The sequence below is a fragment of the Gemmatimonas aurantiaca T-27 genome (genome assembly GCF_000010305.1).
GTDB classification, from domain to species: domain Bacteria; phylum Gemmatimonadota; class Gemmatimonadetes; order Gemmatimonadales; family Gemmatimonadaceae; genus Gemmatimonas; species Gemmatimonas aurantiaca.
On sequence record NC_012489.1, the window covers coordinates 3,575,048 to 3,585,502 of the forward strand.

A 10,455-nucleotide genomic window follows, 5' to 3' on the forward strand; every position below is an offset into this window, starting at 1 on the left:
CAGCATCCTCGCGGGCTATACCCGCTGCGTGTCGCGTCGAAACAGCAGCATCGCGCCAGAACCAAAGACCAACGCCCACACCACCACACTGACCACGGCGCCGACCGTGAATTCGCCATTGAGCGGCGCGCGAGCTAGCTGACCGATGCCATACATCGGGGTGAACATTGCGATCGTACGTACGCCGGCAGGCAGACTGTCCACCGGAATGAAAATGCCTCCGAACAACGCCATGATGGCCATGGCCGGTCCGGCGAACTGCATGACGTTTTCCGATGGCACCAGAAAACCCATGAACAATCCGAAGGCCGCGAACACACACGAACTGCCCCAGGCGGCGAGGCCACACAACAGCCACTGCTGTGGCGTGAGACTCACGCCAGCCAATGCACCGATCGTGAATGTCGACAGAATGGCGATCAGGCCAAGGGTCATGGCACTGAGCACCTTCATGCTGACGTAGGCCACGGGCGTCAGTGGCGTGAGTCGCAGTTGACGGCTCCAGCCCAGGCTGCGCTCGACGGCCACAGCGGCCCCGCCCGAGGTGGTGCCAACCATCGCACCGTACACCGCCATGCTCACCATGACATAGGCCAGCACCACAACGTCTCCCCGTCGGGCTCCGGGGTTGTTCATACCGAACAGGTAGAAGAAGACGCTTGGGAAGATCAGGATGAATATCACCGTGCGGCGATTGCGCAGCACACGACGCAACTCGAGAAACAGCGCAGTGAGGTTGAATCCGCCAAAGGCCGGTGCACGACGCGCCGTATCGAGTGCGACATCAGCGCGGTCGCCCGCATCGGCATGAACGTCCGTTCGGGCCATCAGGTGTCACTCCGTGCGTTGGCGCTGGTGTCGGACGCTCGTCCGGTCAATGCCACGAAGGCCGCCTCGAGGTTCTGCGCCACGATCTCGAGATCGCGGGCCATGGTCTGCGTGAGCAAATGACGCGCGACGACATCCGAATCACTGCATTGCAGCAACACCGTGTCACCGCGCTGCTCGACGTGCGACACACCCGGTAGTGCGGACAGTTGCGCCAGATCCGCACTGGGCAAGGTCGCACGCACAGAACGTCCGAGGGCACGCGCCTTGATCTCGGCGGTCGTGCCATCTGCCACGATATCGCCCTGACGCATCAACACGATGCGGTCGGCATACGCATCGGCTTCATCGAGATAGTGCGTGGCGAACAGGATCGTGCGTCCACGCGATGCGTCTTCCCGAATGGCCGTCCAGAATTCGCGACGTCCTTCCACGTCCATCCCCGTGGTGGGTTCATCGAGAATCAGCAATCGCGGATCGGAGAGCAGTGCGATGGCGAAACGCAGCCGCTGTTGCTCGCCGCCGGAACACTTGCCCACCAGACGATCCGCGATGTGCGTGATCCCGGCGCGCGCCATGACGTCATCCACCGGCCGCGATTCGGCATACAGCGATGCCGTGAAACGCACGGTCTCCCGGACAGTGAAGTCCTTGAGCAACCCACCGGTCTGCATGACGGCGGCCACGTCCCCGCGGGCGATCGCTGCAGCCGGCGTGGTGCCGTACACCTGCACCGAACCAGTGTCGGGCCGAGCCAACCCGAGGATCATGTCGATGGTGGTCGTCTTGCCGGCCCCATTCGGACCGAGGAATGCGACGACTTCGCCCGGGGCGACCTGCAACGTGAGATCACGGACGGCCGTGACCTGACGGTAGCGTTTGGTGAGGTTCTGAAGATCGATGGCCAGCACAACTGCGAAGATAACGGAGCGGGATGCTCAAATATGCCAGTCGGAGCTGACGCGCCGCCAAACTATCTTTCCGGCATGTCGCCGGCGCCGCGCTTCCTGACCCGTTTCCTCGCTCGGCTGCAGCAGTGGGCCGATGCGGGGTGGTCGAATGCCGTGGTATTGGGCTGGGGTTTGCTCCAGGGCTGCATCTTTCCGGGGCTCGCCGACCTGTTTTTCCTGCCACTCGCCTTGGCACGCCCCGAACGCGCCTACCGGTTGGCCCTGGTCGCCACGGCGGGAACGGTCATCGGCAGCGTACTCCTGTACTGGCTTGGCGCAGAAGCCCTGTCTGTGCTCGAGGGGCCGATCGCCCGCTGGCTGGGGTTCTCGCCGGATGCGTTCACCGAGTATCGCGCCCGTCTCGCGAAGTTTGGGGCGTGGGCCATTCTGGCGAGCACCATGAGCCCGTTGTCCACCAAGCTCACGAGCATCGCCTCAGGCGCGATTGGTGTGCCCTTTGTGGCCTTTGCGGGGGCCTTGCTGGCCGGCCGACTCACGCGCACGCTGGCGCTGGCGTGGTTGGTACGACATGGCGGTGCACAGGCGGTCGCGCGGTGGGTACGACCGGCCAACACCACTGTCGACTCGGCTCCGCCCCGGGCCTCCTAGGCCGCAGCACATCGCCAGACTTACTGAATTCGCACTCCATTTCCATGTCAGACGCCGCTCTTTCCGCCGACGCACTGCACGGCATTCTTGGTTTCCTGCGCGCTGCGGAATCGTTGAAACACTCGCCGCGTACATCGTGGACGTCGACCGGCTTGCCGGAGACGGTGGCAGCGCACACCTGGCGTCTCTGTTTGATGGCATTGGTGCTGGCCCCTCATTTTCCCGGCATCGACGTGGGCAAGCTGCTGCGCATCTGTCTCGTGCACGACCTTGGCGAAGCCATCGGCGGTGATATCTCGGCCGTGCAGCAAGCGGGCGCGCCGAGCAAGGCGGAGCAGGAACGACAGGACCTGCAAGAGCTGGTGACGCCGCTCCCAACGGGAGTACGTGAGGAGCTCGTTGCGCTCTGGGATGAGTACGAGCAGGCGGCCTCACCGGAAGCCCGGCTGGCGAAAGGGCTCGACAAGTTGGAGACCATCCTGCAGCACAATCAGGGGTTGATGCCAGACGATTTCGACTTCCGCTTCAACCTACAGTATGGTCAACGCTACACCACCGACGATCCGATCCTGCGTGCAATCCGCACGGTTCTCGATGCAGAAACCGAGCAACGCGCGCGGGAGCGTGAGATGTCATCCGGCGAACCCGCGTGACCGATTTTGGCTTCAGCACCAGCCACGCCAGCGGTGCGGCGCGGCTGGGCGCCTTCCGCACACCACACGGTGTCGTGCAGACGCCGGCGTTCATGCCGGTGGGCACCCATGCGTCGGTCCGGGGGCTGGCGATGCACGAGATCCGCGACGCAGGTGCGCAGATGGTGCTGGCCAACGCCTATCACCTCTATCTGCGTCCGGGTGACGAGATGGTGCGTGCCTTGGGTGGTGTGCATGCGTTTGCGCGTTGGGATGGTCCGATGCTCACGGACTCCGGCGGGTATCAGGTGTTCTCGTTGTCACGCTATCGCACCGTGACGGAAGACGGTGTGGAATTCCGCAGCAAGCTCGATGGCTCGCGGCATCGCTACACCCCAGAAAAGGTGATGCAGATCGAGCGCAATATCGGCGCCGATGTCATCATGCAACTCGACGAACTGATCGAAGGCGGTTCGTCATTCGACGCATCTCGCTCGGCGATGGAACGCAGCCTGCGCTGGCTGGAGCGGTGTCGCGTGGAGTTCGAGCGACTTTCCCGGGAAGGGCGCGCACCGGTGGCGTCGATGTCGGTACCCGATGGTGCGCCGCCGCTCGCGACACACGACGTTGAACGAGATCGGCTGGCGCCGCCGCAGGCACTCTTTCCGATCGTTCAGGGAGGCACCTACGCCGAGTTGCGTCGCGCCTCCATCGAGGGGATTCTGAGCGCCGGTGACTGGGTAGGCGTGGCGGTGGGTGGCCTTTCGGTGGGTGAAGCCAAAGAGGCGATGTACGACACCTTCGACGTGTGCTCGCCGCTGTTGCCGGCCGACAAACCCCGCTACCTGATGGGTGTGGGTTTTCCCGATGATCTGCTGGAAGCCGTGTCGCGTGGCATGGACCTGTTCGATTGTGTGGCACCGACACGTATGGGGCGTCACGGAACGGTGTTCACGCGCGACGGCAAGATGCAGATCCAGAAAAGCAGCAATCGCACCGACCGCCGTCCGCTGACCGATGCATGTCCCTGTCCGGCGTGCACGCAGTACGACCGAGCGTATCTGCGACATCTCATGGTCACGGAAGAACCACTGGGTCCGCGCCTGCTGGCGCTGCACAATCTGACCTTCCTGATGGAGCTGATGCGCGAGACGCGAGTGGCGTTGCGTGACGGTGTGTTCGCGGGCTGGAGTGGGGAGTGGCTCGCGCGCTATCGGCGAAAAGAAAAGGATTGATTGGGAACTGAAGGGTTACCGCGTTGCCGCTACGCGGCGGAAAACGGCAGGAATTGAAGGGAGAAAATGGGTGGTACTTTTCAAAAGACCCACACCTTTTTTTGTTTTGACCTGCGGTGTTCCCTTCTGGTCATGCAGCTTTCGCGCCGCGCAGCGGCGCCCGTGCGGTTGCCCTTCCAATCCAGCAACGCACCGACGGGCTCAGTTGAGCGCGCTCCACAGCAGTGCGGCCAGCGACGCGCCAAGCACGGGACCGAGCACCGGAATCCAGGCATAGCTCCAGTCGCTCGATCCCTTGCCTGCGATGGGCAATAGTGCATGCGCAATGCGCGGCCCGAGATCACGCGCGGGATTGATGGCGTAGCCGGTCGTGCCACCGAGTGACAGACCGATCCCCCACACGAGTGCGGCGACCAGGGCCGGCGTGAGATTGGTGGCTGGTGTCGCTCCCGCTGCGGCCGCGGCACCAATCGCGGTGGCAACCAACACCAGCACAAATGTGCCAATCACTTCACTGAGCAGATTGGCACCCGGTGCCCGAATGGCAGGTCCCGTCGAGAAGCACGCGAGAATGCGTCCTTGATCGTGCGTGATGCGCCAGTGCGGGAGATAGTGCAGCCAAACCAGTTTGGCGCCCCCGATGGCACCGAGCAGTTGCGCGGCGATGTGAGCGATGGCGTCGGACGCCGTGCGTGTGCCACCAATCACATTGGCAATCGTAACTGCCGGATTGAGTTCACCGGGCGCACCGAGCGCCGTGGCGACGAGCACGCCGCAAAGGACCGCAAAGGCCCAGCCGGCCGTGATCACGACCCATCCCGCATTTCGCGCCTTCGATTCCTCGAGTAACACGCCGGCCACCACACCGTTGCCGAGGAGGAGGAGCACGAGGGTGCCGAGGAATTCACCGATCACGGTCTGCGGCAGGCCAGCCGGCATAGCATCACTCACGGTTCGCGGGTGGAGGAGGGTGGCGAAGATTGTATCCCGTACGGCATCTTCGCGGAATGCCACGTTCTCTTCCCTCCCGTCTCGTGGCCGGCGCCCGCTCCTTCCTGCCCTCTGCGCTGGCTTTCACGTTTGCTGCGGTGGCCGTTTCGGCTCCTGGCAACCCACTCGGTGCACAGGCCGTGGTGCGCACGGCCGACCCGGCCAAGCGTGGCGTGCCACTGAGTGCATTCCCGCGCTTCGTGAAGCTCGCCGACAATGTCTACGGCTACGAAGAGATCCGTCAGCCCGGGTTCACCACAGTGAGCCTGGTGGTGATCGGCCGCGATGGTGTGCTCATTGCCGATGGTCAGGGCTCGCCGGAAGCCACGCAGACCATGGTCGACAAGATCAAGACGCTGACGCCCCTGCCGATCAAGTGGTACATCGTGGGCTCGGATCATGGCGATCACACCGCGGGCAACAACGTGCTGCCGAAGGGCATCACCTACGTGGTGCACCCCAATTCGCTCGCGCAGCTCAAGCGCGACTCCGCCGCAGCCGCCGAACGAGGGCGTGCGGCCGTCATCGTGCCGTCCAAAGCCATGACGGGCAACGAGGAGACGATCAACGTTGGCACGACCACGGTGAAGGTGCTCTTTCTTGGCCGCGCACACACCGGGGGCGACCTCATGGTCCAACTGCCAAAAGAGAAGATCCTCTTCATGAGCGAGGCCTATCTCAACCGGGTGTTCCCGGCCATGCGATCGGCCTACCCGAGCGAGTGGGCCAAGACTGTAGACGCGGCGCTTGCGCTCAAGGACGTGGATTGGTTCATCCCGGGACATGGCTTCATCGAAGACCGCAAAGTGTCGCGTGAGGAACTGGTGACGTTCCGCGATGCCATCAACAGCGTGATTGCGGAAGTGAAGCGACTCAAGGCCTCAGGACTGTCGGTGGACGACGCCGTGAAGCAGGCCAAGTGGGGGACGCTGAGTGAGTGGTTCCTGGCCGATCAACAAGGCCCGGTTGCGGTGCGCAAAGTGTGGGAGGAGTTGGATGGGAAGCTGAAGTAGGCCTCCCATCGTTGCAGCGAAGGGGCCCCTCGGATCCATGCCACACAGTGTGGTCGCCTCGCGACACCATTTATACGCGGCCCATGTATACATTTGCACGACTTGACCTATATCATTATTCTCCAATGACTTAGACCGAAGATGAAGATGACACAGATGAGGCACAGATGTCGCTCCTTGGCGATCTGTGTCTCCTTTGTCCCCCTCCATCTCCCGGCTTATGCATCTCCTGAAAAAGGCCTTACTCGCCACCGCGACTCTGGGAGCTATCGCGCTCCCCGCATCCGCCCAGACCGTCAACTACACCCCCGGTACCCGTTACGATGTGGCCGGGTTGGGCAACCATGTTGCGACCGGAGCGAGTATGGCCGGGATGCAGGTCACGTACACGACGTTCTCTGGCTTCACCGAGACGCTGACGTGGGGAGCGCTGAGTGGTGGCTACGCAGGCCAGTGCGGTGTGCTATCCATGGCCGGATCGGCGATGCGATTTCAGATGAGCTTTTCGTGCCAGGAAGACACCTATTCGCCTTCGGCCTTCTATCTCTGGTTGATGCAATACAGCGGCACAACAAACCCGAATTCCCCCGACGCCCTCTCCACTGTGGTTCTCAACGGTGCGCCAGGTCGAGTAGTCTTCGATTGCGCATGGACAGGAAGCGCGTGCCAAGAGAATGGCGGCAGCGCCGCGACCGGAGTTGGCACCCCCGGATCAGACAAGGGCTGGTCGGCTGAACGATACCTCGCGTTCGGAAGTTTCACCTATGCAAACGCCGTCGGGATCGGCGGAGCGGCTCCGGTCGGGGATCTTTATGAGCAACTCACGCTCGATCTCTCGGGACAGAATTTCGGTGCCAATGGATTCGGCGTGCAGTATTTCTACGTCGACACCGACCATACCGCCCCAAACTCACCCGTGCCTGCGCCGTGGAGGGCCACACAGCCAACCACAGTGCCCGAGCCGAGCACCTACGCGCTCATGGCTGCAGGGCTGGCGGTGATGTTCGGCATGGCCCGCCGCAAAAAGGCCGTCTGAAGATCGCACCACCGGTTCCAACCACGTACGTCCAACGCAGGGCCGGTCCAAGACCAGCCCTGCGTGTTTTTTTGCCGATCCTTCAGACGACTATCGCCTCGGCGACTCGCGCGCGAGCAGTCCACCAACGCCTCCTGCAATTCCGCCTGACTGCAGCGCCGGCAACAGCAATGTCATCGCCACAATCGCCCAAGCAGGCAGTGTGAAGTTCGTGGCGATCATACCGGCCCACTGCCACACAGGTGCCCCACGCATCGCCGTGGCGCCCAACAACAGTGCAGCGGCCACGATCGCGGCAAAAAAGCCCACGCGAAACGCGCCCTTTCCGCGTACGGCAAGACCGATCAGCACACCGCCAATCGCAGCGCCCCACACACCTCCAAAAGCCTGCGCGGCCACCTGCACCAGCAGCGCAACGATGAATACCGCTCCACTTGGCATCGGTCGTCCTCAGCGGGTGAGTGTGAGTACCGCGCGCACGTCGCTCGCGGGCAAGTCGGCAAGCGAACGAGGCGTGCGCACACTATCCAGCGTGCCACTGGCCCACAGCGGCAACCGATCGAGATACCGGGTGCTTCCGGGGTTGCCACTCTGTCCGCCCGGATAGGTTGCGCGAATCACCGGCTCCTTCCCGAACTCCACCACCATGCGCCAACTCGCACCGAAGTTGGCGCGACGGGAAGCGACCGACGGATTGAGCGTGCCACGACCACCGTCGATGGGTGTTGGCGGCGCCGCAAAGCCCTCCAGCTTGAGCAGGTGCTGCGGCCGGGCCGGCGAGACGGTGCCCCAAACCCACGGCTGCTTGGCGGGGTCACCGTATTGTGTCACGAGCGAGTCATACGCTTTCGCCAACGCGGTGGACAACACCCGATCCCGATCTTCCCGTGCGTTCGGCGTGCGCTTGTCATCCCACCATCCGTTGCTGGAGTCCGCGACCAGTTGCAGCAGGCGGCTCTCCGACGGCGTCGCCACACGCTGCGATGCACCCGCCGGCGTGAGTTCGTCATACAGCAGCGCGGTCGTGAAAGACAGCGACATCTCGAACAAGCGTGAGCCCGTGTTGTCGCGTGTATAACGCCGGTCCCATTTGGCCAGCAGCGTCTCGGCCGCCTCGAGCGACGGCGAACCTTCACCCTGTGCACGACGCATATCCGCCGCGTGCAGGAACGCCGGCACGAGAAGATCGGCGCGTACGCTGCCCGGATCCGTGTGAAACCGTCGCATCTTGTCGGCGGTCATGCTGCTATCGGCCCGCAACAGGCGATTGATCTGCAACGCACGCCAGATCTCGAAGTGACCATCGACACCGAAGTACAGCGGATCGTCCTGCGGGTCGATCGGCTGCTGATTCGCCGACGCCAGATAGCCCTGCGCGGGGTTCACACTCTGCGGATACCGGTCGATACTGCGAAATCCGATCCAGTCATTCTTCCGTGTGTTGCCTTCGCGGATCTCCGTGCCGCGCCCGCTGTCAGCGCGAATGGGAAACCGGCCGGTGGAGCGGATGGCAATCGTGCCGCTGGTATCGCCCACGATCATGTTCTGCGCGGGTGCCATGTAGTGAACGGCCATGGTATCGAGAAATGCCGTGGCCGTCTGTGCATGTAGCGCCGCCCGGAACCCCATCAGTTCCTCGCCGGCTTCGAGCACCGTCCAGCGCATCGACAGCCACTCGTTCCCCACCCGCTGCATGGGACCGCGGTGCGTGTAGTACACCGTGTCGATCGCAATCACGTCGCCCTTGGGGCCATGGTAGGTCTCCACACGCGTGTCGGCGAAGGCCACACTCTCACCATCGAGCTGATAGCGTGTTGGCCGCTTGGCGTCGTCCACGGTTTCGCGCCAGAAGTCCATCACATCGGCGCCGGTGTTGGTGAAGCTCCAGGCAAGCGCGCGCGTGTATCCGATGACCACACCCGGCAGCCCGGGAATGGTCACACCCCCTACATCGAATATCCCCGGAACCACCATGTGCACTTCATACCAGATGCTGGGCAGTGTGAGTTCGAGATGCGGATCGCCGGCCAACAGCGCCGTGCCATTGGCACTACGCGACGGCGACACCGCCCAGTTGTTGCTCGCGAAGGCACGTTCCTGCGCGAGGATGGCCCGTTCCTCGGGTGTGGCACCGGGATCGCGCGACCAGCCAAACAGAGCGCGCGTGCCGTTGCCCAGCGCCGTCACCATGTGCGCCGCTGCGGCATCGGGTACACCGGGCGCGGGCAAGGCGGTGAGGGCCTCGCGTGCCATGCTGCGCGGCGCAGGCTGAATGGGCTCCTGTACCGGCGAGTCCGTGTCGAAGATGGCGCGCGCCGCCGAATCCCCGACCAACGCCTTGGCGCGCAGCAGATCGAGTTCCACCGGCGCGTGCGCCAGTGTGTACCCCATGCGATTGAACAGGTGCAGCGAATGCACGGGCAGCCATTCACGCGGGGCCTTGTTCAGCAGCTTGTATTCGGCGGGATACCGTGCAGGTGAAAGGGATGCGCGGTACGCATTGATGCCGTCGGCATAGGCGCGCAGGAACTGCATCGTCTCGCCCGTGCTGTCGAGTGATGCCAGCTTCCGTTCGGCCGACCGTGGCATGCCCAGTCCACGTGTTTCCCGGTCCGCGGGAAGCGCCACATTGCCCACCAACTCCGTGAGCGTGCCCTCCCCCGCGCGCGCCTGGAGTTCGATCTGAAACAGCCGATCGCGGGCCACCACATATCCCAGCGCACGGATGGCATCGAGTTCATTGGTGGCAAAAATGTGTGGTACACTGCGCTGGTCATAGCGCACGTCCACCTGTGCCCCCAACACGAGAATCCGGCCACTCGCTTCGGCCGGAAGATCGTCCATCGCATTGGCCCACAGACCGATCGCTGGCGAGAGCGCCCCACCCAGGGGCGGCAGGGGACCCGCGCCGCGGGCGCCGATCCAGGTGGCGCCGAGTCCAACGGCGAGGGAGGCTACAGCGAGGGCAATCCGAGCCATGCGATCGAGGGGGCCAATGGCGGAGGTGGGGCGGACGTGACGGCAGCGTCACAAACGCCTCGACAGCAGACTCAAGGATCCCCCCGAAGCTCCCGGTGTGCAAGTTCTGAGCACGTTGGCGTCTCCCGTACAGCGATCCGAGGCGGCATCGGCCACCACCGATACCAGGTCCTCGCCCGGTCG

10 protein-coding genes are annotated in these 10,455 nt (G+C 63.6%); 5 read left to right on the top strand and 5 right to left on the bottom strand.

What is annotated here, in order from left to right:
* Positions 1-15: 15 nt before the first annotated feature.
* Together GAU_RS15535 and GAU_RS15540 are read right to left on the bottom strand one after the other, a co-directional pair.
* Positions 16-828 (bottom strand): ABC transporter permease, encoded by an 813-nt coding sequence (locus GAU_RS15535; RefSeq protein ID WP_015894850.1) that lies wholly within the window; start codon positions 826-828, stop codon positions 16-18.
* Positions 828-1,739 (bottom strand): ABC transporter ATP-binding protein, encoded by a 912-nt coding sequence (locus GAU_RS15540; protein WP_015894851.1) that lies wholly within the window; start codon positions 1,737-1,739, stop codon positions 828-830. Before GAU_RS15540 ends, GAU_RS15535 begins: the two co-directional genes overlap by 1 nt.
* A 75-nt stretch (positions 1,740-1,814) precedes the next feature.
* Here GAU_RS15540 and GAU_RS15545 point away from each other — a divergent pair, with 75 nt between their 5' ends.
* From GAU_RS15545 to GAU_RS15555, 3 genes are read left to right on the top strand one after another with little or no spacing between them, the layout of a single operon-like run.
* Complete coding sequence (locus GAU_RS15545; RefSeq protein ID WP_015894852.1) at positions 1,815-2,387, top strand: YqaA family protein; 573 nt, start codon at positions 1,815-1,817, stop codon at positions 2,385-2,387.
* Positions 2,388-2,431: 44 nt separating this feature from the next.
* The gene (locus GAU_RS15550; protein ID WP_015894853.1) at positions 2,432-3,040 is read left to right on the top strand and encodes an HD domain-containing protein; all 609 of its coding nucleotides are present in this window, start codon (positions 2,432-2,434) and stop codon (positions 3,038-3,040) included.
* The gene (locus GAU_RS15555; protein WP_015894854.1) at positions 3,037-4,254 is read left to right on the top strand and encodes a tRNA guanosine(34) transglycosylase Tgt; all 1,218 of its coding nucleotides are present in this window, start codon (positions 3,037-3,039) and stop codon (positions 4,252-4,254) included. The genes GAU_RS15550 and GAU_RS15555 overlap by 4 nt, the downstream gene beginning before the upstream one ends.
* Positions 4,255-4,455: 201 nt before the next feature.
* Here the strand turns inward: GAU_RS15555 and GAU_RS15560 are convergent, their stop codons facing one another.
* Complete coding sequence (locus GAU_RS15560) at positions 4,456-5,193, bottom strand: MIP/aquaporin family protein (RefSeq protein WP_015894855.1); 738 nt, start codon at positions 5,191-5,193, stop codon at positions 4,456-4,458.
* Between the two features lie 68 nt (positions 5,194-5,261).
* On the opposite strand from GAU_RS15560, the gene GAU_RS15565 reads away from it, so the two are divergent.
* Both GAU_RS15565 and GAU_RS15570 read left to right on the top strand, forming a co-directional pair.
* Positions 5,262-6,257, top strand: a complete 996-nt coding sequence (locus GAU_RS15565; RefSeq protein WP_156799082.1) for a hypothetical protein — start codon at positions 5,262-5,264, stop codon at positions 6,255-6,257.
* Positions 6,258-6,477: 220 nt separating this feature from the next.
* Positions 6,478-7,293 (top strand): PEP-CTERM sorting domain-containing protein, encoded by an 816-nt coding sequence (locus tag GAU_RS15570; RefSeq protein ID WP_015894857.1) that lies wholly within the window; start codon positions 6,478-6,480, stop codon positions 7,291-7,293.
* Positions 7,294-7,383: 90 nt separating this feature from the next.
* Here the strand turns inward: GAU_RS15570 and GAU_RS15575 are convergent, their stop codons facing one another.
* Positions 7,384-7,734: a hypothetical protein gene (locus GAU_RS15575; protein WP_015894858.1), complete on the bottom strand. Its 351-nt coding sequence runs from the start codon at positions 7,732-7,734 to the stop codon at positions 7,384-7,386.
* A gap of 9 nt (positions 7,735-7,743) precedes the next feature.
* Positions 7,744-10,272, bottom strand: a complete 2,529-nt coding sequence (locus tag GAU_RS15580; RefSeq protein ID WP_015894859.1) for a penicillin acylase family protein — start codon at positions 10,270-10,272, stop codon at positions 7,744-7,746.
* Positions 10,273-10,455: the final 183 nt, after the last annotated feature.